General features: G+C 72.8%; 20 protein-coding genes. 8 read left to right on the forward strand and 12 right to left on the reverse strand.

Annotation, left to right across the window (positions count from 1 at the left end; genetic code table 11):
- Positions 1 to 5: 5 nt before the first annotated feature.
- Positions 6 to 386, reverse strand: coding sequence for a hypothetical protein (locus AB0N90_RS19950; RefSeq protein ID WP_136100057.1), 381 nt, complete (start codon positions 384 to 386; stop codon positions 6 to 8).
- A 128-nt stretch (positions 387 to 514) separates the two neighbouring features.
- Here AB0N90_RS19950 and AB0N90_RS19955 point away from each other — a divergent pair, with 128 nt between their 5' ends.
- Both AB0N90_RS19955 and AB0N90_RS19960 read left to right on the forward strand, forming a co-directional pair.
- Positions 515 to 1,366, forward strand: coding sequence for a DMT family transporter (locus AB0N90_RS19955; protein WP_365198596.1), 852 nt, complete (start codon positions 515 to 517; stop codon positions 1,364 to 1,366).
- A gap of 235 nt (positions 1,367 to 1,601) precedes the next feature.
- Positions 1,602 to 2,459 carry a helix-turn-helix domain-containing protein gene (locus AB0N90_RS19960; protein WP_365198311.1) on the forward strand — a complete coding sequence of 286 codons (858 nt, stop codon included), beginning with the start codon at positions 1,602 to 1,604 and terminating at the stop codon, positions 2,457 to 2,459.
- Between the two features lie 17 nt (positions 2,460 to 2,476).
- Here the strand turns inward: AB0N90_RS19960 and AB0N90_RS19965 are convergent, their stop codons facing one another.
- Positions 2,477 to 3,865, reverse strand: coding sequence for a PLP-dependent aminotransferase family protein (locus tag AB0N90_RS19965; RefSeq protein WP_365198313.1), 1,389 nt, complete (start codon positions 3,863 to 3,865; stop codon positions 2,477 to 2,479).
- A gap of 46 nt (positions 3,866 to 3,911) precedes the next feature.
- Between AB0N90_RS19965 and AB0N90_RS19970 the strand changes: the two genes are divergently transcribed.
- Positions 3,912 to 4,409 carry a carboxymuconolactone decarboxylase family protein gene (locus tag AB0N90_RS19970; RefSeq protein ID WP_361676391.1) on the forward strand — a complete coding sequence of 166 codons (498 nt, stop codon included), beginning with the start codon at positions 3,912 to 3,914 and terminating at the stop codon, positions 4,407 to 4,409.
- The gene (locus tag AB0N90_RS19975; protein ID WP_365198316.1) at positions 4,406 to 5,155 is read left to right on the forward strand and encodes an isocitrate lyase/phosphoenolpyruvate mutase family protein; all 750 of its coding nucleotides are present in this window, start codon (positions 4,406 to 4,408) and stop codon (positions 5,153 to 5,155) included. Before AB0N90_RS19970 ends, AB0N90_RS19975 begins: the two co-directional genes overlap by 4 nt.
- Positions 5,156 to 5,159: 4 nt before the next feature.
- On the opposite strand, the gene AB0N90_RS19980 is transcribed toward AB0N90_RS19975, so the two are convergent.
- The 6 genes from AB0N90_RS19980 to AB0N90_RS20005 all read right to left on the reverse strand — a co-directional run bounded on the left by AB0N90_RS19980 (position 5,160) and on the right by AB0N90_RS20005 (position 13,421).
- Positions 5,160 to 6,119, reverse strand: a complete 960-nt coding sequence (locus AB0N90_RS19980; protein WP_365198318.1) for an ABC transporter substrate-binding protein — start codon at positions 6,117 to 6,119, stop codon at positions 5,160 to 5,162.
- Position 6,120: 1 nt separating this feature from the next.
- Positions 6,121 to 8,049, reverse strand: a complete 1,929-nt coding sequence (locus AB0N90_RS19985) for an ABC transporter permease subunit (RefSeq protein WP_361676397.1) — start codon at positions 8,047 to 8,049, stop codon at positions 6,121 to 6,123.
- Entirely contained in the window at positions 8,049 to 9,167 is a 1,119-nt protein-coding gene (locus AB0N90_RS19990; protein ID WP_365198321.1) for a glycine betaine/L-proline ABC transporter ATP-binding protein, read from the reverse strand. Before AB0N90_RS19990 ends, AB0N90_RS19985 begins: the two co-directional genes overlap by 1 nt.
- Positions 9,164 to 10,702, reverse strand: a complete 1,539-nt coding sequence (locus tag AB0N90_RS19995; protein WP_365198324.1) for a GMC oxidoreductase — start codon at positions 10,700 to 10,702, stop codon at positions 9,164 to 9,166. Before AB0N90_RS19995 ends, AB0N90_RS19990 begins: the two co-directional genes overlap by 4 nt.
- A gap of 69 nt (positions 10,703 to 10,771) precedes the next feature.
- Complete coding sequence (locus AB0N90_RS20000; protein WP_365198327.1) at positions 10,772 to 12,292, reverse strand: aldehyde dehydrogenase family protein; 1,521 nt, start codon at positions 12,290 to 12,292, stop codon at positions 10,772 to 10,774.
- Positions 12,293 to 12,452: 160 nt separating this feature from the next.
- The gene (locus AB0N90_RS20005; protein ID WP_365198330.1) at positions 12,453 to 13,421 is read right to left on the reverse strand and encodes a LysR family transcriptional regulator; all 969 of its coding nucleotides are present in this window, start codon (positions 13,419 to 13,421) and stop codon (positions 12,453 to 12,455) included.
- A 94-nt stretch (positions 13,422 to 13,515) separates the two neighbouring features.
- Between AB0N90_RS20005 and AB0N90_RS20010 the strand changes: the two genes are divergently transcribed.
- A complete protein-coding gene (locus AB0N90_RS20010; RefSeq protein ID WP_365198333.1) occupies positions 13,516 to 14,898 on the forward strand; it encodes an MFS transporter in 1,383 nt (460 codons plus the stop codon).
- A gap of 97 nt (positions 14,899 to 14,995) precedes the next feature.
- On the opposite strand, the gene AB0N90_RS20015 is transcribed toward AB0N90_RS20010, so the two are convergent.
- The 4 genes from AB0N90_RS20015 to AB0N90_RS20030 all read right to left on the reverse strand — a co-directional run bounded on the left by AB0N90_RS20015 (position 14,996) and on the right by AB0N90_RS20030 (position 18,964).
- Positions 14,996 to 15,985 (reverse strand): malate dehydrogenase, encoded by a 990-nt coding sequence (locus tag AB0N90_RS20015; RefSeq protein WP_361676416.1) that lies wholly within the window; start codon positions 15,983 to 15,985, stop codon positions 14,996 to 14,998.
- A 307-nt stretch (positions 15,986 to 16,292) separates the two neighbouring features.
- Positions 16,293 to 17,474, reverse strand: a complete 1,182-nt coding sequence (locus AB0N90_RS20020; RefSeq protein WP_365198336.1) for a DUF2690 domain-containing protein — start codon at positions 17,472 to 17,474, stop codon at positions 16,293 to 16,295.
- 175 nt (positions 17,475 to 17,649) lie between these two features.
- Positions 17,650 to 18,120: a DUF3017 domain-containing protein gene (locus AB0N90_RS20025; RefSeq protein ID WP_037655987.1), complete on the reverse strand. Its 471-nt coding sequence runs from the start codon at positions 18,118 to 18,120 to the stop codon at positions 17,650 to 17,652.
- Positions 18,110 to 18,964, reverse strand: coding sequence for a bifunctional methylenetetrahydrofolate dehydrogenase/methenyltetrahydrofolate cyclohydrolase (locus AB0N90_RS20030; RefSeq protein ID WP_365198339.1), 855 nt, complete (start codon positions 18,962 to 18,964; stop codon positions 18,110 to 18,112). The genes AB0N90_RS20025 and AB0N90_RS20030 overlap by 11 nt, the downstream gene beginning before the upstream one ends.
- 289 nt (positions 18,965 to 19,253) lie before the next feature.
- Between AB0N90_RS20030 and AB0N90_RS20035 the strand changes: the two genes are divergently transcribed.
- The 3 genes from AB0N90_RS20035 to AB0N90_RS20045 all read left to right on the forward strand — a co-directional run bounded on the left by AB0N90_RS20035 (position 19,254) and on the right by AB0N90_RS20045 (position 22,213).
- On the forward strand, positions 19,254 to 19,778 hold the full coding sequence (locus AB0N90_RS20035) for a hypothetical protein (RefSeq protein ID WP_361676425.1): 525 nt from the start codon (positions 19,254 to 19,256) through the stop codon (positions 19,776 to 19,778).
- A 147-nt stretch (positions 19,779 to 19,925) separates the two neighbouring features.
- A complete protein-coding gene (locus tag AB0N90_RS20040) occupies positions 19,926 to 20,699 on the forward strand; it encodes an FHA domain-containing protein (protein ID WP_365198341.1) in 774 nt (257 codons plus the stop codon).
- Positions 20,696 to 22,213, forward strand: coding sequence for a protein kinase (locus AB0N90_RS20045; RefSeq protein WP_365198344.1), 1,518 nt, complete (start codon positions 20,696 to 20,698; stop codon positions 22,211 to 22,213). Before AB0N90_RS20040 ends, AB0N90_RS20045 begins: the two co-directional genes overlap by 4 nt.
- Positions 22,214 to 22,266 lie beyond the last annotated feature (53 nt).

Raw genomic sequence — 22,266 nt, forward strand, 5'->3', positions numbered from 1 at the left:
CCCGGTCAGCCGCCGGAGCTGTGCGAACCGCCGCCGAAGCCGCCGCGGTGCACCCCGCCGGAGCCGGAGCCGTAGTGCGTCGAGGAGTGGTTCGTGGAGTGGCTCGTGGAGTGCCCGGAGCCGGTGCGGGGCTTGGTGAAGGAACCGCCGCTCACCCAGGAGCCCTTCTTCTTGCCGCCGTAGTACCAGGAGCCGTTGACCGCCGACTTGACCGTCTTGCAGTTCTTGTCGGAGACGACCTTGTAGCCCTTGGCGTAGGTGTAGCTGCTCTGGTCCACGCAGCGCTTGTCGGGCTGGGAGGAGCAGGCGGTGAGCGCGGCGGCCAGCAGTCCGACGCCGCCGAGGACCACCGTGCCGGAGCGCAGTCGTCGCCTTGTTTCGGCCATGTTCGTGTCTCCCCCGTGTGCGATGTGCGGTGCGGCAAGCCTAGAGACCGGTATGAGAACCGGCCAAGGGGGGTGAGCATGACAGGGCGGTGGCGGGGCTCGCTTAGAGTCCCTTTGTGCTCTTTGGAATGGTGTGCGCCCTTGGCGCGGCGGTCTGTTTCGGTACCGCGACGGTGTTGCAGGCGGTGGCGGCGCGGCAGGCCGGCCCCGGTGGTGGCGGTGAGGCGGCACTGCTGCTGCGGGCGTTGCGGCAGTGGCGGTACATCGCCGGGCTCGGGCTGGACGGGCTGGGGTTCCTGTTCCAGATCGTGGCGCTGCGCTCGCTGCCGATCTACGCGGTCGGCGCGGCCCTCGCGGCCAGCCTCGCGGTGACGGCGGTGGTCGCGGCGCGGCTGCTGGACGTGCGGCTGCGCGGTGTGGAGTGGGGCGCGGTGGGTGTGGTGTGCGCCGGGCTCGCGATGCTGGGCCTCGCCTCCGGGCCGGAGGGGGGCGAGAGCGGCTCGGACACGCTGCGGTGGGTGATGCTCGCGGTGGCGGTCGGGCTGCTGCTGCTCGGGCTCGCGGGCGGCCGGCTGTCCGGTCCGGCGCGGGGGCTGGTGCTGGGGCTCGGTGCCGGGTGCGGTTTCGGGGTGGTCGAGGTGACGGTCCGGCTGATCGACAGCCTCGCGCCCGCCGACCTGCTCACCAACCCCGCGGCGTACGCCCTGCTGATCGGCGGTGGCGCCGCGTTCATCCTGCTGACCTCGGCCCTCCAGCGCGGCTCGGTCACGACGGCGACGGCCGGGATGGTGCTCGGCGAGACGCTCGGCCCCGCCGCGATCGGCGTCGTCTGGCTCGGCGACCGCACCCGCGAGGGCATGGCCTGGCTGGCGATCCTGGGCTTCGCGGTGGCCGTGGCCGGCGCCCTGGCCCTGGCCCGCTTCGGCGAGGCCCCGGAGGCGGAGCCGACGGAGGGGACGGAACAGCCGACGGACCGGTGACCGAGACCGGTGGCAGAGGCCGGAGACAGAGACCGGTGACAGCGGCCGGTGAGCGGGCCCCCGAAAAGTGATGGACCGGCTGCGCCCCCCGCAGCGCAACCGGTCCGGGGACCATCCTGCGACAATCACACCTCCGTGACCAGGAGCTGCTTTTTCCGGAACCTGAATTTCAGGAACGTAGACTTCCGTTATTTGCCGGGCCGGTGAGACGGTCCGCGCCGAGAGGGAGTTGGGGATGGACAGGGAAGCCCTGCGGTCGCTGCTGCGGCACAAGCGCTCGCTGATCGACCCCAGCGAGCTGGGCTGGCCCCGCCGCACCGGCCGCGGCCGCCGGTCCGCCGGGCTCTCCCAGGCCCAGGTGGCGCACGCGCTGTACGTCTCCGAGCGCACGTACGCGCAGCTGGAGCGGGGCGACATGCCCTCGCCCGCGCCCGAGTTCCTGGACGCGGTCTCCACCGTGCTGCGGATGGCCGAGCCGGAGCGGGGCGCGCTGTACGTCTACGCGCTGGGTCATGAGCCGCCGGTCCCCATGAACCCCGAGGCCGGCACCCGGGTCGACCCGGCCTGGTTCACGGCCGTCCAGGGCGTGTCCGGCGTGCCCTGCTACGTCAACGACGTGGCGTGGAACCTCCTCGCCTGGAACGACGACTTCCTGCGCATGTTCCCCCGGGCCGAGGGCGCGGAGCCCGAGTTGCCCGAGCGGAACGTGATGCGCTGGATGCTGCTGCGCGAGGAGGCGCGCGAGCACCATCTGCTGGACTGGGCGGAGCGCTGGGCAGCACCGGTCGCGGCCCAGCTGCGGGCGGCCGTCGCGGCCCACCCCGACAATCCCGATCTGCGGCAGCTGGACGCGGAGGTGAACGACGACCCCGTGGTCGGGCCCATCTACCGCCGGCACGACATCACCTATGTGCAGCAGGACGGCGACACCCGGCCGGTACGGCACTCGGGACTCGCCGCCGACGAAACCGAACGGTGCTGCGAGAAGCACACCCCTTCGACCCGCGGCCTGGTGACCCTGTGCGCCGCGCAGCCACTGGGTTCACCGGGCGCCCGCTTCTTCTTCCTGATCTTCCGCCCACTCACCGACTGACCCTGCGCGGGCACCCCCTAGGGCAGCACCCTGCACAGTGCCTCCAGGGCTCCTGTCCATGCGCTGTCCGGTGGGGTTCCGTAGCCCACCACCAGTGCGTCGACCGGTTCGGCGACGGAGTCGGGATGGCGGTGGAAGGAGAGGCCGTGCAGGGCGAGGCCCTGCCAGGCGGCGGCCTGGACGATGGAGGGCTCGGTGCCCGGGGGCAGTCGCAGCAGGGCGTGCAGACCGGCGGCGACCCCGGTGACCCGGACGGCGGGGGCGCGTTCGGCGACGGCCGCGGCGAGGGCGTCGCGGCGGCGCCGGTAGCGCAGCCGGGAGGCGCGGACCTGGCGGTCGTAGGCCCCTGAGGTGAGGAACTCGGCGAGGGTGAGCTGTTCGAGCACGCCCACGGTGTCGACGTGTCCCTTGGCCGCGGTCACCTCCCGGGCGAGGGCCGGCGGCAGCACCATCCAGCCCAGCCGGATGCCGGGGGCGAGGGACTTGCTGGCGGTGCCGAGGTAGACGACACGGTCGGGGTCGAGGCCCTGAAGGGCGCCGACGGGCTGGCGGTCGTAGCGGAACTCGCCGTCGTAATCGTCCTCCAGGACGAGGGAATTGGTGCGCCTCGCCCAGTCGACGACGGCCGCGCGCCGGTCGGGGTGCAGGGGCATGCCCATGGGGAACTGGTGGGCGGGGGTGAGGAGTACGGCGCCCTCGGTGGTCAACGGGCCGGGGTCGGTGCCGAGTTCGTCCCAGGGCAGGGCGGGGGTGGCGAGTCCGGCGGCCTGGAGGAGGCCCCAGTAGGCGTCGAGGCCGTACGACTCGACGGCCACCGAGTCCGCCCCGCGGGCGCGCAGCACCGGGCCGAGGATGCGCAGGGCGTGTGAGAAGCCGGCCGTGATGACCAGGTGGTCGGGGTCGCAGCGGACGCCCCGGACCCGGGCGAGATAGCCGGCGAGCGCGGTGCGCAGTTCGACGCGGCCGCGGGGATCGCCGTAGCCCAGGGCGTCGTTCGGCGCGGCGGTGAGCGCGCGGCGGGCGGCCCTGGCCCATTCGGCGCGTGGGAACGCGGCGAGGTCGGGGGTGCCGGGGACGAGGTTGTGGGTGGGCCGGGGCGGGACGCGGGGCCGGCGGCCGGGGTCGCTCGGCGGGACCACGGTGCGTTCGGCGACCCGGGTGCCGGAGCCCTGCCGGGCGGTGAGCCAGCCCTCGGCGACCAGGTCGGCGTACGCCTCGCCGACGGTGTTGCGGGCGATGCCGAGGTCGGCGGCGAGGGCCCGGGAGGAGGGCAGCCGGGTGCCGGGGGCGAGCCGGCCGGTGCGGACCGCGTCGCGCAGGGCGTCGGTCAGCCCCCGGCGCAGCCCGCCCGAGCCCGCCGGTTCCAGATGCAGGTCGACGCCCGAAGTGGCCCAGGTTTCCGCCATGGAAATGGACCATACTCCTGGGCTGCCTCGCTTCTACGGTGGAGGCATGAACACGGACGAGAACACCGAGTACGCCGCCGAGCACGCCCCCCGTCTGCACTGGAGCGAGCACGCTCCGGACGTGTACAAGGCGATGGTGCGGCTGGACATCGCGGCCCGGCAGGGGCTGGACCCGAAGCTGCTGGAGCTGGTGAAGATCCGCGCCTCGCAGCTCAATCACTGCGCGTTCTGCCTGGACATGCACACCAAGGACGCGCTGGCGGCCGGGGAGAGCGTGGAGCGGATCATCCAGCTCTCCGCGTGGGAGGAGTCGCGGCACTTCTACACGGAGAAGGAGCTGGCGGCGATCGAGCTGACCGAGGCGATCACCGTCCTCACCGACGGCTTCGTGCCGGACGAGGTGTACGAGCGGGCCGCCAAGCAGTTCGAGGAGCCCGAGCTGGCCCGGCTGATCGCCGCCATCACGGTGATCAACGCCTGGAACCGGTTCGGCGTCACCGCCCGGATGACCCCGGGCCACTACCAGCCGGGGCAGCACCGGTGAGCGACGGCGTGGAGGTGCTGCGGGCGCTGCACGTACGGCGCCCGCCCGGCGAACCGCTGATCCTGCCCGGTCCCTGGGACGCGGCCAGTGCGCGGGCCTTCGCGGAGGCGGGGTTCGAGGCGCTGGCCACGCCGAGCGCGGGGGTCGCCGCCGCGCTCGGGTACGCGGACGGCGAGACCCCGGCGGACGAGATGTTCGCGGCGGTCGCCCGGATCACCCGCGCGGTGGACGTGCCGGTGACGGCGGACATCGAGGACGGGTACGGGCTCGCGCCGGAGGAGCTGGTGGAGCGGCTGCTGGCGGCGGGCGCCGTCGGCTGCAACATCGAGGACTCCAGCGAGGGGTCGCTGAAGGACCCCAGGGAACACGCCGATTACCTGGCGGAGTTCTGCGCGGCGGCCGCGGGCCGGATCTTCCTCAACGCCCGCGTCGACACCTTCGTGCACGGCGACGGCGACCCCGGACGGGCCGTCGAGCAGGCAGTCGAACAGACCGTCGAGCGGGCCGCGTCGTACGTCGCGGCGGGTGCCGAGTGCGTGTATCCGATCCTCGCCCCGGTGGCCGTACTGCCCCTGCTGCGGTCCGGGATCGAGGGCCCGCTGAACGCGCTGGCCCTGCTGACCCCGGACGGCCCCTCGCCCGCCGCGCTCGGCGGACTCGGGGCCACCCGGATCACTTTCGGTCCGCAGCTCCAGCGCAGGGCCACCGCGGCGGCGGCCGAACTCGCCGCCGGGCTGCGTCGGTAGCCGCTCAGGACAGCCACTGCTTCCAGACGGAGGGGTGGCTGTCCACCCACTTCTTCGCCGCCGCGTCCGGGGACAGCTTGTCCTGGGCGATCAGCAGGGAGACCTCGTTCTGGTCGTCGGTGGTCCAGCGGAACTTCTTCAGGAACTCCGCCGCCTTGCCGCCCGACTTGGCGAAGTCCGCGTTGAGGTACTTCTGGAGCGGGGTGCGCGGATAGGCGCAGGCGATCTTCGCCGCGTCCGCGTCGCAGCCGTCCTTGTACGGCGGCAGCTTCACCTCCGTCATCGGGACCTTCTTGAACAGCCACTGCGGTGAGTACCAGTACGTCAGGAAGGGCTTCTTCTCCTTGGCGAACTGCTTCATCTGGGTGATCTGCGCGGCCTCGGAACCGGCGAAGACCACCTGGTAGTTCAGCTTCAGGTTCTTCACCAGGGCCTTGTCGTTGGTGACATAGGACGGGGAGCCGTCCATCAGCTGGCCCTTGCCGCCGCTCTCCGCCGTACGGAAGAGGGAGGCGTACTTGTTCAGGTTGTGCCAGTCGGTGATGTCGGGGTGCTGCTTGACGAGGTACGCCGGTACGAACCAGCCGATGTGACCGGTCACCCCGAGATCGCCGGCGCGCGCGATCGTCTTCTTGTCGTCGACGTAACGCTTCTCCTGGTCGGGGTGGCCCCAGTCCTCCAGGATGGCGTCGACCCGGCCCTGGCTCAGCGCGTCCCACGCGGGCACCTCGTCCACCTGCACGGTGTCGACGCGGTAGCCCAGCTTGTGCTCCAGCAGGTACTGGGCGACGGCCACATTGGACTCGGCACCCACCCAGGACTGCACGGACAGCGTGACGCTCTTGCCGCCGCCGGTGTGCGCGAACGGGCTGGCCTGCTTGGTCATGTCGGCGGCGCCGCAGCCGGTGGTCAGCCCCAGCACGGCGAGCGCGACGGGGACCGCCGTACGCAGTCGGATCCGCATGTCAGGCTCCCTTCCCCGGGCGGCGTTCGGTCGGCTGGGTCACCCGGTCCAGCATCAGGCCCAGGCAGACGATGGCGGCACCGGCCACCAGACCGGTCGCCAGGTCGCCCTGGGCGAGGCCGAAGGCGACGTTGTAGCCGAGGGCGCCGCCGCCGACCAGACCGCCGATGATGACGACGGCGAGGACCAGGACCACACCCTGGTTGACGGCGAGCAGCAACGCACGGCGGGCGAGCGGAAGTTGGACCTGCCACAGCTGCTGCCGTCCGGTCGCGCCGAGCGAGCGGGCCGACTCCAGGGCCGCCGGGTCCACCTGGCGCAGGCCCTGGGTGGTGATGCGGACGACGGCGGGCAGCGCGTAGACGACGGCCGCGGCGACCGCGGGGGCGCGCCCGACGCCGAACAGGGCGACGACCGGGATCAGGTACACGAACTGCGGCATCGTCTGGAAGACGTCCAGGACCGGGCGCAGGGCGCGCTCGACGCGGTCGCTGCGGGCGGCGGCGATGCCGGTGGCGAAGCCGAGCACCAGGGTGACGGCGACGGCGGCCAGCACCTGGGAGAGGGTGTCCAGGGAGGGCTCCCACACGCCGAGCACCCCGATCGCGGCCATGGCGAGGACGGCGGTCAGCGCGGTGCGCCAGGTGCCGATCACCCAGGCGAGGGCGGCGACGATCAGCAGCAGCGACCACCAGGGCAGCCACTGGAGTCCGTCACGGATCGGGTCCAGGACCCAGGTGGTGAAGTGGGCCGCCCAGTCGGCGGTGCCGCCGATGACCGGGACGCCGGAGTAGAGGTGGCCGGTCATCCAGTCGACGGCGCGGTTGACCGGGGCGGCGATCTGCACGCTCCAGCCGTTCGGCCAGTCGAGGGCGCCGAGCAGGCGGGCGGCGAGGGCGGCGGCCGCGGTGACGGCGAGGGCGTACGGCCAGCCGATCGTCCGGGGCCCCTTCGCGCCGTCGGCGCCGGCCGCGCCGGTCACCCGGTCCAGGACCACGGCGAGCAGCACGATCGGGATGCCGGCGGCGAGGGCCTGGCCGACGTCGACGGTGGACAGGGCCTGGTAGACGCGGTCGCCGAGGCCACCGGCGCCGATGACGGAGGCGATGACGGCCATGGACAGGGCCATCATGATCGTCTGGTTGAGGCCCAGCAGCAGTTCCTTGCGGGCCAGCGGGATACGGGCGGTCAGCAGCCGCTGGCGGCGGGTGGCGCCGAGCGACTCCACGGCCTCCAGGACCTCGGGGTCGGCGCCGCGCAGGCCAAGGGCGGTGAGGCGGGCCATGGGCGGGGCGGCGTAGACGACGGTGGCGAGGACGGCCGCGGGGACGCCGATGCCGAAGACCAGGACGACGGGGAGGAGGTAGGCGAAGGCCGGGAGGACCTGCATCGTGTCCAGGACCGGGCGCAGGGCGCGGTCCAGGCGCGGGGAGAGTCCGCCGGCGAGGCCGAGGGCGGCGCCGACGAGCACCGAGGCGAGGACGGCGGCGACCATCAGCGCGAGGGTCTGCATCGTCGGTTCCCACATGCCGAGCGCGCCGCAGGCGAGGAACGCGACGGCGGTGCCGGCGGCCAGGCGGGGGCCCGCCACCCGCCAGGCGACGAGGGCGCCGAGCGCGGTGACGCCCGGCCAGCCGAGGGCGAGGAGGGCGACGTAGACCGCGCGCACGGCGAGGACGACGGCGTTGCTGATGTAGCCGAAGAAGTAGAGGAAGAGGGGGTGGGTGTCGCGGTTGTCGATGATCCAGTTGCTGGCGCTGGTCAGCGGCTCGGTGAGGCTGACCGTGAGGCGGTGGGGCCAGGCGTGGCCGTGCAGCACCGGGAGCAGGACGGCCGTGATCAGGGCGAGCAGCAGGAGCTTGCCGACGGCTCTGTTGCGCAGGACGGCGGGGGTCCTGGTGCGCAGGGCGGGGACGGTGAGGGTGGCCATCAGACGGCCTCCGGGGTGGCGCGGTGGCCCGCGTCCGGGGCGACGGGCACGCCGGCCACCACGCCCAGCAGCCGCTCGTGGTCGACCACGCCCAGGCACTTGCCGTCGTCCATGACACGGGCCGGGCCGCCGGTGCGGGCGACGGCCTCGATGGCCTCGGAGACCGTGGCGTCCGGCGTGAGCGCGGGGCCTTCGGTGCTCTCCGCCAAGGACGCGGGCCGCATGGCCGTACGGGCGGTCAGCACCTGCTCGCGCGGTACGTCCCGGACGAACTCGCGGACGTAGTCGTCGGCCGGGGAGCCGACGATCTCCTCGGGGGTGCCGAGCTGGACGACCCGGCCGTCGCGCATCAGGGCGATGCGGTCGCCGAGCTTGAGGGCCTCGCTGAGGTCGTGGGTGATGAAGACCATCGTGCGGCCCTCCTCCTCGTGGAGGCGGGCGACCTCGTCCTGCATATCGCGGCGGATGAGGGGGTCGAGGGCGCTGAACGGCTCGTCGAAGAGCAGTACTTCGGGGTCGACGGCGAGCGCGCGGGCGAGGCCGACGCGCTGGCGCTGGCCGCCGGAGAGCTGGCCGGGGCGGCGGTGCTCCATGCCTTCGAGGCCGACCTTGGCGACGATCTCGGCGGCGCGCTCACGGCGCTCGGCCTTGCCGACGCCCTGGATCTCCAGGCCGTAGGCGACGTTGTCGAGCACGGTGCGGTGCGGGAGCAGGCCGAAGTGCTGGAAGACCATCGCGGCGCGGTGCCGGCGCAGTTCGCGCAGCCGGGACCTGTCCATGGCGCGGACGTCCTCGCCGTCGATGGCGATGGTGCCCGCGGTCGGCTCGATCAGCCGGGTCAGGCAGCGCACGAGGGTGGACTTGCCGGAGCCGGACAGGCCCATCACCACGAAGACCTCGCCCTTGCGGACGTCGAAGGTGACATCGCGGACGGCGGCGGTGCAGCCGGTGCGGGTGCGCAGCTCGGCGGCGTCGAGGGCGCCGAGTTCGGGGTCGGCGGGGACGCGCTCGGGCTTGGGGCCGAAGACCTTCCACAGGCCGGAGACCGAGAAGACGGGTGCGTCGTCCTGGGCGGTGGGGGGCTTGCGGGTGGGGACGGTGGGCGTGGTGGTGCTCATCGGCGATCGCCTCCGATCAGATCGACGGCCTTCTCCCCGACCATCAGCACCCCGATCATCGGGTTGACGGCGGGAACGGTCGGGAAGACGGACGCGTCCGCGATGCGAATGCCGTCGAGTCCACGGATCTTCAACTCCGGGTCGACCACGGCGAGTTCGTCGTCGGCCGCGCCCATCCGGCAGGTGCCGGCGGGGTGGTAGACGGTGTGGTGGGCCTTGCGCAGCAGCTCGCTGAGCTGTTCGTCGTCGGTGACCTCGGGGCCGGGGAAGACCTCGCGCTTCAGCCAGCCCGCGAACGGCTCGGTGCGGGCGATCTCGCGGGCTATCTTCACGCCGTCGACGAGGGTCTGCGCGTCGTAGCCGTCCTCGTCGGTGAAGTACCGGAAGTCGAGGGCGGGTTTGGCCTCGGGGTCGGCGCTGGTGAGGTAGAGGCGGCCGCGGGCGCGGGACTTGGGGATGTTGGGGGTCATCGACACGCCGTGCTCGGGGCGTTCGTAGCCGAGCCGTTCGGGGTTGTCGGTGAAGGGGATCTGGTAGAAGTGGAACATCAGGTCGGGGGCGTCCAGCGAGTCGTCCCGGCGTACGAACAGCGCGGCGTCGGAGTCCATCGCGGAGTTCTCCGGCAGCGGCCGGTTCGTCTCCCAGACGATCACCGACTCGGGGTGGTCCTGGAGGTTCTCGCCGACGCCCGGCAGGTCGTGCGCGACCGGGATGCCCAGCTCTTCGAGGTCACGCTTCGGGCCGATGCCGGAGAGCAGCAGCAGGCGCGGGGAGTCGACGGCGCCGGCGCAGACGACGACCTCCCGGCGGGCGCCGATCAGCTGCTCGGTGCCGTCCTTGGTGCGCACGTGGACGCCGGTGGCGCGCTTGCCGTCCAGCTCCAGCCGGTACGCCCAGGTCTCCAGCAGCAGCGTGAGGTTGGGGCGGTCGCCGGCCTCCAGATGCGGGTGGAGGTAGGCGACGGAGGCGGAGGAGCGCTTGTTGTTCTCGGGGTGGTAGGCGAGGTCGAGGAAGCCGACGCCCTCGTGGAACGGCTTGTCGTTGAAGCCGATCACCTCGGGGACGCCGATCGCGGTCTTCGTCGCGTCGATCCAGTCCTTGGCGATGGCGTTCTGGTCCTTGTCGGCGACGCGCACGATGTTGTTGCGCAGCCGGGCGTAGTACGCCTCCATCGGCACCGCGCCCCAGCCCTCGGCGCCGGCCCGCTCCCACTCGTCCCAGTCGGAGGGCAGCGGCTTGAAGGAGATCAGGGTGTTGTGCGAGGAGCAGCCGCCGAGGACCTTGGCGCGGCTGTGCAGGATGTGGGAATTGCCGTTCGGCTGCTCGACGGTGGTGTACTCGTAGTCGAGATCGCCGCCGAGCAGGCCCAGCCAGCGGCGCAGGGTGAGGACGTCCTCGCGGTCGATGTCGCTGGGGCCGCCCTCGATGACGGCGACGGTGACATCGGGGTCCTCGGTGAGGCGGGAGGCGATGACCGAGCCCGCGGTGCCGCCGCCGATGACGACGTAGTCGTAGACGTGGGGGGTGTGGGACATGGGGTGCTGCTCCAGGGGGTGTCGAGAGGTCTCGGGGCCCGAACCGGGGCTTTCCTGAACGGAGTCGGCTCAGCCGGCGAACCAGCGCACCGGCTTCGGCGCGAGGTTCTGGTAGACGTGCTTGGTCTCCCGGTACTCGGCGAGTCCGGCGGGGCCCAGCTCGCGGCCGGTGCCGCTCTTGCCGAAGCCGCCCCACTCCGCCTGCGGCAGGTAGGGGTGGAAGTCGTTGATCCAGACGGTGCCGTGGCGCAGCCGGGCCGCGACCCGCCGGGCCCTGCCGGGGTCGGTGGTCCATACGGCGCCGGCGAGGCCGTACTCGGTGTCGTTGGCGAGGCGGACGGCCTCGTCCTCGGTGGTGAAGGTCTCCACGGTGAGGACGGGTCCGAAGACCTCCTCGCGGACGACCTTCATCTCGCGGTGGCAGCCGTCGAGGACGGTCGGCTCGTAGTAGTAGCCCGACTCGGGCCGCTCGGGGGCGGGTTCGGGCCGCTTGCCGCCGCAGCGCAGGACCGCGCCCTCGGCGAGCGCGGAGGCGACATACGCCTCGGTCTTGGCGCGCTGCTGCTCGGAGACGAGCGGGCCGACCTCGACGCCGTCCTCGGTGCCCCGGCCGATCCTGATCTTCTGGGCGCGGCGGGCGAGTTCGGCGACGAAGCGGTCGCGCACCGGCTCCTCGACGATGAGCCGGCCGCCGGCCGAGCAGACCTGGCCGCTGTGGATGAAGGCGGCGTTCAGGGCCTGGTCGACGGCGGTGTCGAAGCCTTCCTCGGTGGCGCAGGCGTCGGCGAAGACCACGTTGGGGTTCTTGCCGCCGAGTTCGAGGGCGACCTTCTTCACGCTCGGCGCGGCGGCCTGGGCGACCTTGGTGCCGCTGACCAGTCCGCCGGTGAAGGAGACCAGGTCGACGCCGGGGTGCTCGGCGAACCGGGCGCCGACGGTGTGGCCGGGGCCGGTGACGATGTTGGCGACGCCCGCGGGCAGTCCGGCCTCGGCCAGCAGCTCGATCAGCGCGACGGTGGTCATCGGGGTGATCTCGCTGGGCTTGATCACGAAGGTGTTGCCGGCCGCGAGCGCCGGGGCGATCTTCCAACTGGCCTGGAGCAGCGGGTAGTTCCAGGGGGTGATCAGGGCGCAGACGCCGACCGGCTCATGCACGACGACGCTGTGGATGTCGGGCGAGCCGGCGTCCACGACCCGGCCGGGGGCCTCGGCGGCCACCAGGTCGGCGAAGTAGCGGAAGGCGTCGGCGACACAGTCGATGTCGACCCGGCCCTCTTCCACGGTCTTGCCCGCGTCCTGGGCCTCCAGACGGCCGAGCGCTTCGCGATCGCGTACGAGGAGGTCGGCGACGCGGCGCAGCAGGGCGGCGCGCTCGGCGACGGGGATGGCCGGCCAGGGGCCGTGGTCGAACGCCTGCCGGGCCGCGGCCACGGCGCGGTCGGCGTCCTTCTCGTCACCCTCCGCGACCACGGCGAACGGCCGGGCGTCCGCGGGGTCGAGGATCTCCCGGGTCGCGCCGGAGATCGCCGTCAGCCACTCGCCTCCCGCGTGGATGGTCGCCCGGGTCTGTCGTGCCGTGGTTTCCGCCATGATCGGTGTTGCCTTCCGTTACTGTTCGATGCCCCTGTGTCACGCAAAGGGCCGGCTCAGGGACCGTGGCCCCCTGCCCCGGACCTCGATTTGCATGCGGAATCAGTCACCGAAAGTGCGCGGCGTCACTAAAAAGACGGCGGAAAACAGACAGAAGCGGTTATCCGGGGCGCTGCGTTCGGTCCATGGGACCGGTACAGCCCGTGGCGGCCGGGCCCGCGCCCTGTTCCATCAGCTCGCGGACCCGGGCGCGCAGCCAGGCGTGGGCCGGGTCGGCGTCGTGGCGGGGGTGCCAGGCGAAGCCGACCGGGGCGGCCGGGAGCCGCAGCGGGATCTCGAAGACGGTCAGTCCGAGGGGTTCGGCGAGCGGGCGGGCCCAGGGGCTGATCAGGCCGATGAGATCGGTCTCGCGCAGCACGAACAGCGACGCCGGGTACGTGCCGACGCTGGCCACCACCCGTCGGCTCAGCCCCAGCTCGGCCAGCGCCTCGTCGACCGGTCCGCGCAGCCGGCCGCGCCGGGACACGATGAGGTGACCGGCCGCCGAGGCGAACCGCTCGGGGGTCAACTCGCCCTCCAGCAAGGGGTGTCCGCAGCGTACGACGCCGAGCATGCGGTCCTCGTAGACCGTCTCCCGGTGCACCTCGGGGGCGGTGGTGTCGATCACCCCGATCTCCAGGTCGGCGGTGCCCTGGCGCAGGAACGGGGCGTCGATGTGGCTCTCGGACAAAAAGCGCAGCCGGATGCCGGGGGCCTCGCGGGCGGCGCGGGCGAGGAGGGCGGCGCCATGGGTGGCGACGATCGCGTCGTGGCCGAGGATCGTGAAGGTACGGCTCACCGTGCGCAGGTCGGTGTCCCGGCCGGGCGCGAACAGGGCGCGGGCCCGCTCCACCACGGCGCTCACCTCGGCGCGCACGGCCAGGGCGTGCGGGGTCGGCACCAGCTGCCGGCCGGCCCGCACCAGAACGGGATCGCCGAGCGCCTTGCGGATCCGGCCGAGGGTGCGGCTCATGGCCGGCTCGGACAGATGCAGCCGTCTCGCGGCGCCCCGCACGCTCTGCTCCTCCAGGAGCACGTCCAGCGCGACCAGCAGATTCAGGTCGAGGCCAGTGGATTGCGTCATGCGCATTCATTCCTTGCATAAGTTGCACTGGAGTGCAGGTCAAGGCCGAGCCTACGGTGAGCACGCATCCCTTTTCACCGTCCAGCTCCCGGGAGGAGCCGTGCCCCCGCACGCCCTGAAACGCCCCGCCCTGCTCGCCCTGTGCGCCTGTGTCCTGGTCGCGCAGAGCATGGTGGCGGCGATCAACCTGCTGATACCGCAGCTGAGTTCGTCCGCACTGCAGCCCTCGCACGCCGAGATCCTGTGGACGGTCGACGCCTATGTCATCGTCTTCGCCGGACTGCTGATCCCCGCCGGGGCGCTCGGTGACCGGCATGGCCGCAAGGGCGCGCTGCTCGCCGGGCTCACGCTGTTCGCGGCGGGCGCCGCGACCAGTGCGCTGGCGGGGGCGCCGCTCGTGCTGATCGTGGGCCGGGGGCTGTCCGGCGCGGGCGCCGCGCTGATCACCCCGGCCACGCTGTCCCTGCTGATGCAGCTGGCGGCGCCCGCGCGGCGGCTCGGCGCGATGGCCGCGTGGACGCTGTCGATCGGCCTCGGCGGGGCCGCGGGCAATCTCGGCGGCGGGCTCGCGGGTCAGTACCTCGGCTGGCGTGCGCTGTTCTGGGCCATGGTGCCGCTCGCGGCGCTGCTGATCGCGGTGGTGGCACGCGTCGTCCCGCGCACGGAGCGCTCGGCCCGGGGCCACACCGATCCGCTCGGCGCGGTGCTGCTGATCGCGGGTCTGGTGGCCGTGCTGTTCGGGATCATCGAGGGGCCGTCGTACGGCTGGCTGTCGGCGCGGATCGCCGGTGCGTTCGGGGCGGGGGCGGTGCTGGTGGCGGCGTTCGCGGTGCACGCGCTGCGCGCCCGGGGCCCGCTGTTCGACCCGCGGGTCTTCGCCTCGCCCCGGCTGCGGGCGGCGTCCCTCGGCACCGCCACGAGTTTCTTCGGCCTCTTCTCCCTCTTCTACGTCAACTCGCAGTACCTCCAGGAGGTCAAGGGGTACGGTCCCGCCGTCACCGGGGTGGCGATCATGCCGCTGGTGATCGGGATGTCCGGCGCGCAGCTCCTGGCCAAACGCTGGTCCGACCACCCCCGCATCCTCGTCGGCGGCGGGCTCGCGCTCATCGGACTCGGCCTGCTCGGCGCGTCCACGGCGTCCGGGTCCACCCCGTACGGGCTCTTCGTCTGCTGGCTCCTGGTCATCTCCACCGGCGCGGGCCTGTCCATGCCGCCGCTGACGATGGGCGTCGTCACCTCCCTCCCTCCGCACCAGGCGGGCCTTGGCTCGGGCCTCGGCACCACGGCCCGCGAGACGGGCGCGGCCCTCGGCGTCGCCGTGACCGGCACGGTGCTCTCGGGGCACGCCGACCTGCTCCAGGGAATGGGTCCGGCGCTGCGGGTGGTGGGGGCGGTGGTGCTGGTGGCCACGGCGTTGGTGGTGAGGGGGTACGGCAGGCGCGAGACGCTGACCGCGCGACCGACGCCGGCGGCAACCCCCTAGGGGCGCGGGGAAACTGCGCGACGAGCCACGACGCACCCGCACATGCGACGGCCCCGCTCCGAGGGAATCGGAGCGGGGCCGTCGCCAAGAACTACCGTCAGATCAGGCCGAGCGCGCGAACCGCCTCGCGCTCCTCCGAGAGCTCCTGGACGGACGCGTCGATACGGGCGCGGGAGAACTCGTTGATCTCCAGGCCCTGCACGATCTCGTACGTGCCGTCCTTGGTGGTGACGGGGAAGGAGGAGATCAGGCCCTCCGGCACACCGTACGAACCGTCGGACGGGATGCCCATGGACGTCCAGTTGCCCTCGGCCGTGCCGTTGACCCAGGTGTGCACGTGGTCGATCGCGGCGTTCGCGGCGGACGCCGCCGACGACGCGCCACGCGCCTCGATGATCGCCGCACCGCGCTTGGCGACGGTCGGGATGAAGTCCTCGGCCAGCCACTTCTCGTCGGCCACGACCTCCGCCGCGTTCTTGCCGCCGACCGTCGCGTGGAAGATGTCCGGGTACTGCGTGGCGGAGTGGTTGCCCCAGATCGTCAGCCGCTTGATGTCGGCGACGGTCGAGCCCGTCTTCTTCGCCAGCTGCGTCAGCGCCCGGTTGTGGTCCAGACGGGTCATCGCGGTGAACCGCTCGGCCGGTACGTCCGGCGCCGCCGCCTGCGCGATCAGCGCGTTCGTGTTGGCCGGGTTGCCGACGACCAGGACCTTGATGTCGTCCGCGGCGTGGTCGTTGATGGCCTTGCCCTGCGGCTTGAAGATGCCGCCGTTGGCCTCCAGCAGGTCACCGCGCTCCATGCCCTTGGTACGCGGGCGGGCGCCGACCAGCAGGGCCACGTTGGCACCGTCGAAGGCGACGTTCGGGTCGTCGGAGATGTCGATGCCCTGGAGCAGCGGGAAGGCGCAGTCGTCCAGCTCCATGGCCGTACCCTCGGCGGCCTTGAGCGCCGGGGTGATCTCCAGGAGGCGCAGGCGGACCGGCACGTCCGCGCCGAGCAGCTGGCCGGAGGCGATGCGGAAGAGCAGGGCGTAACCGATCTGGCCGGCCGCGCCGGTGACGGTGACGTTCACGGGAGTGCGGGTCATGGCGTTCTCCGTATGACAGCTGGCGGTGGGGCGTCCCTGCCCCGGGCGGATGATCGATCTCTTGGCATCAAGAGAGATCCAGCGGTCAGGCTATCGCGCATCCGGCATGCGAGACGTGCGGGGCCCTGTGGCCCACCCCACAGAAGATCGCGGGGGGATGAAAACGGCGGCCGTCCGTCCGGAGAGGGTGGACGGAAACGGCCGCCGGTGGGGGTACCGGCGCACCGGTCTCCCGTGGGGGGTATCCGTTCGCGTGCCCAGGATCCGCGCGGGCATGCCTGCCGATCCCGAATTCATTCGTTCGGTGTCACCGCGTGCACCCCGTACGGCCCGACGCGAGGGTGGCGCACGCCGTCGCCTGGGCCGGATCCCGCACGGCGATCATCGGGGTGTAGGCGATGGTGTCGCCCGCCTCGGTCGCCTCCCCGGACTCGCGGACCTTGCCCCGCGCCCCGGTGACCTGGACCTTGTCGCCGGGCACCGCACCGGTGATACGGCCCCACGCGGTGCCGCAGACCTCGCTGTAGCGGACCTCCAGGATGGTGGAGCCGAGGGTGACGGTCTGGGCGGTGGTCACCTGGTCGCCGCTGCACCCCATCGACTCGGCGTCCTTGCCCACGCAGTCCGCGCCAAAGCACTCCACCCCGGGCGGCAGGCTCACCCTCGGACTCGCGCTCCGGGTCGGCTTCCCGGCCGCGGCCTCGTGCCTGCCGCCGCCGGGGCCCCCGGTGAAGTGGAAGACGCCGAGGATGATCAGCAGCACCGTGACGAACCCGCCGAGGAACATCAGCACCGGCTGCCGGTACCCGGGCTGGGCGTCGGGAGCGGGCGGGGAGGCGGGGGCGGCAATGGCTGCGGTAGCGGCGGTAGCGGGCGCGGGGGGCCGTACGGCAGCGGAACCCTGAGGACCCTTGAGGGTCTCGGGCCCCTGAAGGCTCCCGGGGCTCTGCGGCTCCGGCTCATCGGGGATCCGCACCGGCTCCGGCCACGCCCCCGGCCGCCCGCTCGCCCGCGAGGGCCCCTGATACCCGGCCAGCCCCCAGGAGTTGCCGCCGGAGGAGTCCGCCGCCGTACCCCCGGTGCCCGGGCGCTCTTCGTCCGCGCGCCGCTCCGCCGCCGCGGCCGTCGGCTGCGCGGGGATCCTCGGAACGCCGGGCGCCCCGCCCTCGGTCCCGCTCCCGGTACGGCGCCCCGGCGCCGCGTGCTCGTGCCCCAACTCCGCCCGGCTCCAGGCCCGTTCGGCCAGCTCCCACATCGTGACGATCGGCACCGGACTGGTCCCCGCCGCCTCGGCCAGTGCGACGGCCGCGCCCTTGGGGGCGAGCAGCCGGCCCGCGAGGTAGCTCTCCCAGGACGCCCTGCCGTAGCCCGTGCGGTCGGCCAGGGCCGCGCCGCCGAGCCCGCCGAGGTCCACGAGCCACCGCAGCTGGCTGACGAACTCCTTGATCTCCGGGTCGAGTTCGTTCGGCAGGGTCTGCCAACGAGACATCGTCTCCCCCCTCATCCCCAATTTCGTACCGGACGGTCACCGTTCAGCGGAACGGTCACTTCCGTGCCACAGCGCGAAGACAGCCGTTGATCAGGCCCTCGGCCAGACGCCAGGGTGTGTCGGGCGGCGGTTCGTCCCTCATCGGGGGTGGGGACGAACCGCCGTACCACCGGCCCTATTTGGTCATCGTGAAATGCAGCGTGTTGCTCAGGAACGGGATCTCCAGCAGGGGATGCGGCTGGGCCATCAGGGCCAGCAGAACGATCGCCAGGCCGAGGACGCCGTAGGTGCTGATGTCGGTGAAGCGGGAGCGGACCGCGAGCATGCCGACGCCGGGCAGCATCCAGCGCAGCACCGCGCCGGCCAGCAGCGCGGCGCCGATCAGCAGGGTGCCGACCCGGAACGCGTCGAACGCGGTCAGCAGCAGGCCGAGCGCGACCGTGCCGAGCACCACCAGCAGGGGCCACTGCCGGGCGGGCGCGGGCGCGCCGCCGGACGCGGCCCGGCCACCGCCCTCCGGCCGTGCGGTGTCCCGTGTGAACAACGGGAAGCGGCGGGTGACCCGCCGCGGGCGCCCCTCGGCGTCGGGGGCGCTGATCGCGTCGCGGACGGTCTCCTCGCCGTCCCGCGTGTCCTCAGCCGGCACTGCGCTCCGCCGCCTCGACCACGTTGACCAGCAGCTGGGCCCGGGTCATCGGGCCGACACCGCCGGGGTTGGGGGAGATGAAGCCGGCCACCCCGGTCACGTCCGGGTGGACATCGCCGACGATCTTGCCCTCGGCGTTGCGGGAGACGCCCACGTCCAGGACGGCCGCGCCCGGCTTGATGTCCTCGGCGCGGATCAGGTGCGGGGAGCCGGCCGCCGCGATCACGATGTCGGCCCGCTTGAGGTGGGCGGACAGATCGCGGGTGCCGGTGTGGCACTGGGTCACGGTGGCGTTCTCGCTGCGGCGGGTGAGCAGCAGCGGCATCGGGCGGCCGATGGTGACGCCCCGGCCGACGACCACGACCTCGGCGCCCTTGATCTCCACGCCGTAGCGGCGCAGCAGGGTGAGGATGCCGTTGGGGGTGCAGGGCAGCGGCGCGGGCTCGTTGAGGACCAGGCGCCCGAGGTTCATCGGGTGCAGGCCGTCCGCGTCCTTGGCCGGGTCCATCAGCTCCAGGATGCGGTTCTCGTCGATGCCCTTGGGCAGCGGCAGCTGGACGATGTAGCCGGTGCAGGCCGGGTCCTCGTTCAGCTCGCGGACGACCGCCTCGATCTCCTCCTGGCCTGCCGTGGCCGGCAGCTCCCGCTGGATCGAGGCGAGGCCCACCTCGGCGCAGTCGCGGTGCTTGCCCGCGACGTACTTGCGGCTGCCGGGGTCGTCCCCGACCAGGATCGTGCCGAGGCCGGGCGTGATGCCCTTCTCCTTCAGCGCCGCCACGCGGGCGGTCAGATCGGACTTGATCGCGGCTGCGGTGGCCTTGCCATCGAGAATCTGGGCGGTCATACCCCCATCCTCCAGGATGACCGCCCCAGGGTTCCAATCCGGGGCCGGATCCGGGTCCGAGTCCGGGTCCCGACCAGCGTCCGGGCACATGTCCGGGTGATCACTGATGTTGCACTTGCACAACACCCGGGGATTACGGCTGGACAAGTCAGTATCCGGTCAAGAACCATGAACAGCACAGTGCAGCGGGCAGCTCATCGGGGGGACGGACCGCATCTGTAGAAACTCTCCTCCGTGCAGTGCCGCGCCTCGTCCCCGCACTCGTTCGAACAACGGAGGAACACCAACCATGAGCTACGGCGACCCGAACAACCCCTACGGCGCTCCCCAGGGACAGCCGCAGCAGCCCGGGTACGGCTACCCGGCCGCGCCGCCGGTCCAGCAGTCCTACGGCGCCGCCCCGATGACCACCATGCCGGGCAAGGTCAACGCGGCCCGTGTGATGCTGTGGGTGATCGTCGCCCTCCAGGTCATCGGCGTGGGCCTCTTCATCTTCTCCGCCGTGGCCATCAACAAGGCCAAGAACGACGACTCCGTGCCGGGCCTCGCCGACTACCCGGTGGGCGTGCTCTGGGCCTTCGTGGTGCTCGCGCTCGCCTGGCTGGTGTGGGCGGTCGTGCTGGCCACGAAGTTCTCCTCCGGCGGCAACAACCTGCGGGTCACCACGCTGGTGTTCGGCATCCTGACCGCGGTGCTCGGCGTCTACCCGTTCCTCGTCGTCGTGGGCATCTTCCACATCGTGCTGGGCATCCTGATCGCCTGCTTCGTCGGCGGTGCCGACGGCAAGGCCTGGTTCGGCCGCCCGCGCTACTGAGCCGACCGCATTACTGAGCCGCCCGCGCGACAAGGACCACTTCGCGCCATTCGGCATCCGGGGCCGTGTCTCACCCTTGAAGGGGAGACACGGCCCCGCTGCGTCGCCCTACTCTGGGAGCAGCCGTCAGGCACGGGGAGACGCACCTTGTACAGCATCATCGTCGTACCTCCGCCGACCACGGAGGACCGGCAGCAGCACGGTCAGATCCGCCTCGCCCCCGGCGAGCGCCTCCGCTTCGGGCGGGCGCCCGGGAACGATCTGCCGATCCCGCACGAGGGGGTCTCGCGCCGGGCCGGTGAACTCGGCGCCCAGGGCGCCTTCTGGACGCTGAGCAATCTGTCCGCGCACCAGACGTACGTCGTGGAGAACCCGGAGGGCGCGGGCGAGCACATCAAGGTCGGGCCGGGCAGACTCGACGCGCCGGTGCCCTTCGAGTTCTCCCGGATCGTGCTGCCCGCGGGCGGCGATCTGCTCGCCGTCGAGGTGTGGGCGCCCCGCCACGACTATCTGCGCGACGGCTGCGGAACCGACGGCGACACCACCGCCCCGGCCTTCTCCGTCGATCGCACCAAGCGCTACTTCGCCGTGCTGGCCGCTCTGTGCGAGCCCCGGCTGCGCGGTGATCCGCACGCCCCGCCGCCCACCGTCGACCAGGTCGTGGCCCGGCTGGCGCCCTGCTGGCCGGCCGCCTCGCGCACCTCGGTGCAGTGGAACATCGACTACCTCGCGGTGAAGCTGCGGCTCAAACCCGGCCCGGACACGGCGGATCCGGGCCCGCGGCTGAACGGCAAGAAGGAGTCCCTGGTCTCGCTGGCGCTCCGCTTCGACCTGGTGCGCGAGGACGATCTGATCGTGCTGTCCGGCACCGGATCGGGGACCGGCGGCGGGCCCGGGTCCGCGCGCCGGACCGCCCGGTGACCGAGCCGTACGCCGTCCCGGTGCCCAGGGGTTACCGGGTCGGCGACTGGGAGGTCCGCGAACCGCTCGCGACCGGCGCCTTCGGGAGCGTGTACGCCGCCCGGCGCACCGGCGGGCCGGGCGACCGGCTCCCCCGAACCGCCGCCCTGAAGTTCCTGCCCACCGGCACCGGCACCCCCCGCCAACTCGCCCATCTGCGCGAACTGGTCGAGCGCGAGGTCGCGTTGTTACGGCGGCTGCGGCAGCCACGCCTGATCCGGATGTACGAGACCCTCGTCGTCGACGACCCCGGGTGCCCCGGACTCGACGGCGCCACCGTCCTCGTACTGGAACGCGCGGGGGGCTCCCTGTCCGCGCTGCTCGCCGCCGCGCCCCGGCCGGCCGCCGGGCCCGCCCTGCTGGTCCAAATCGCCGAAGGGCTCGGCCAGTTGCACCGGGCGGGCTGGGTGCACGGCGACCTCAAACCGGCCAACGTGCTGCTGATGGCGGACGGTTCGGCGCGGCTCGCCGACTTCAACATGGCCGCCGAGCTGGAGGGCACCCACGGCTATACGCCCGCCTTCTCCACCCCCGACTACACCCCGCCCGAGCTGCTGTGGGCGGAGATCGGCGAACGCGGCCGCCCGATCCGCCCGTCGGCCGACATCTGGGCCTTCGGCGTGCTCGCCCACCTCCTGCTCACCGGCTCCTTCCCGCTGCCCGGCGGCACCCCCTCGGCCCGCCGGGACGCCGCCGTCGCCTATGCGCGCGGCACCGAGGACCTGCGCCTGTCGGCCGAACTCCCGGACGCCTGGCGGGAGATCGTGCGGGACTGCCTGGCCCGTACGCACGCCGACCGGATCGGCACCGGGGCGCTGCTGCGCCGGGTCACGGCCGCCGCGGGCACCGGCCGCGCGCCCCGGCTGCCCCGCCTCGCGCGCCCCGGCCGCCGCCGTCGCCGTACGACCGTCCTGGCCCTCGCGGCCGCCGCCCTCGCCGCCCTCCTCGGGTACGGCCTCGACCACCGGCACTCCGGCGACGACGGCAAGGCCCTGGCCCGCTACGGCGCCGCCGAGCTGCGCACCGACCGGGGCGTTCCGGTGCGCTACCGGCGGCTGATCGTGGACGCCGCCCACCGCTGTCCCCGCCCGGACGTCAGCCCGGCGCTGATCGCGGCCATGCTGGAGGCCGAGAGCGGTTTCGACGCGGACCTCGCCGACCCGGGCGCCCAGGAGTACGGCATCGCCCGCTGGACCCCGGCCGTGCTGCGCTGGTGGATGCGGGACGACGGCATCCCCGCCTCGGCGACCCCCACGCCCCCGCTGACCCCAGCGGTGTCCATCCCGGCGATGGGCCGGTATCTGTGCTTCATCGACGCCCACGTGAGGGCGGACCTGCCCGGTGACCGGCGGCTGCTGGACGCGGCCGCGTACCGGACGTCGTACAAGAAGGTCGACGCCGCGGGCGGGATCCCGGCGGCGTACCGCGCGTACTGCGCGAAGGTCGCCCGCGGGCTCGCGCGGTACACACCCTGAGACGTCCGAGGTACCGGCCCCGGGGCCCGGCTGGGACGGTGGAACCACTCCGC

Source organism: Streptomyces sp. NPDC093018 (genome assembly GCF_040684035.1).
GTDB lineage: Bacteria > Actinomycetota > Actinomycetes > Streptomycetales > Streptomycetaceae > Streptomyces > Streptomyces murinus.

Excerpts from the sequence above, each read along its gene's own strand:
- AB0N90_RS19985 (WP_361676397.1), bottom strand. The coding sequence starts at position 8,049 with ATGGCCACCCTCACCGTCCCCGCCCTGCGCACCAGGACCCCCGCCGTC.
- AB0N90_RS19960 (WP_365198311.1), top strand. The coding sequence starts at position 1,602 with ATGGACAGGGAAGCCCTGCGGTCGCTGCTGCGGCACAAGCGCTCGCTG.
- AB0N90_RS19970 (WP_361676391.1), top strand. The coding sequence starts at position 3,912 with ATGAACACGGACGAGAACACCGAGTACGCCGCCGAGCACGCCCCCCGT.
- AB0N90_RS20030 (WP_365198339.1), bottom strand. The coding sequence starts at position 18,964 with ATGACCGCCCAGATTCTCGATGGCAAGGCCACCGCAGCCGCGATCAAG.
- AB0N90_RS19965 (WP_365198313.1), bottom strand. The coding sequence starts at position 3,865 with ATGGCGGAAACCTGGGCCACTTCGGGCGTCGACCTGCATCTGGAACCG.
- AB0N90_RS19980 (WP_365198318.1), bottom strand. The coding sequence starts at position 6,119 with ATGCGGATCCGACTGCGTACGGCGGTCCCCGTCGCGCTCGCCGTGCTG.
- AB0N90_RS19990 (WP_365198321.1), bottom strand. The coding sequence starts at position 9,167 with ATGAGCACCACCACGCCCACCGTCCCCACCCGCAAGCCCCCCACCGCC.
- AB0N90_RS20005 (WP_365198330.1), bottom strand. The coding sequence starts at position 13,421 with ATGCGCATGACGCAATCCACTGGCCTCGACCTGAATCTGCTGGTCGCG.
- AB0N90_RS19995 (WP_365198324.1), bottom strand. The coding sequence starts at position 10,702 with ATGTCCCACACCCCCCACGTCTACGACTACGTCGTCATCGGCGGCGGC.
- AB0N90_RS20015 (WP_361676416.1), bottom strand. The coding sequence starts at position 15,985 with ATGACCCGCACTCCCGTGAACGTCACCGTCACCGGCGCGGCCGGCCAG.
- AB0N90_RS20020 (WP_365198336.1), bottom strand. The coding sequence starts at position 17,474 with ATGTCTCGTTGGCAGACCCTGCCGAACGAACTCGACCCGGAGATCAAG.
- AB0N90_RS20035 (WP_361676425.1), top strand. The coding sequence starts at position 19,254 with ATGAGCTACGGCGACCCGAACAACCCCTACGGCGCTCCCCAGGGACAG.
- AB0N90_RS19955 (WP_365198596.1), top strand. The coding sequence starts at position 515 with ATGGTGTGCGCCCTTGGCGCGGCGGTCTGTTTCGGTACCGCGACGGTG.
- AB0N90_RS19950 (WP_136100057.1), bottom strand. The coding sequence starts at position 386 with ATGGCCGAAACAAGGCGACGACTGCGCTCCGGCACGGTGGTCCTCGGC.
- AB0N90_RS20000 (WP_365198327.1), bottom strand. The coding sequence starts at position 12,292 with ATGGCGGAAACCACGGCACGACAGACCCGGGCGACCATCCACGCGGGA.